Source organism: Bacillus cereus group sp. BfR-BA-01356, from assembly GCF_022663635.1.
Lineage (GTDB): Bacteria > Bacillota > Bacilli > Bacillales > Bacillaceae_G > Bacillus_A > Bacillus_A cereus.
Map to the genome: position 1 here is coordinate 1 of NZ_JAKUFX010000318.1, position 223 is coordinate 223.

The following is a 223-nucleotide window of genomic DNA, read 5'->3' on the forward strand; positions in this document are numbered from 1 at the left end:
TGTTGCTAAACTTGTTTCTAACCATTCTGGAACGTTAACTGGTTTAGTTTCTTCTCCAGTGTTTGGTTTTTCCTCTGGCTTAACTTCTCCGCCAGTATTCGGTTTTTCTTCTGGCTTAACTTCTCCACCAGTATTCGGTTTTTCTTCTGGCTTAACTTCTCCACCAGTATTCGGTTTTTCTTCTGGCTTAACTTCTCCACCAGTATTCGGTTTTTCTTCTGGC

At 41.3% G+C, this 223-nt stretch carries 1 pseudogene; it reads right to left on the reverse strand.

What is annotated here, in order from left to right:
- A pseudogene (locus MR168_RS33210) lies at nucleotides 1-223 on the reverse strand (S-layer homology domain-containing protein); the annotation flags it as partial.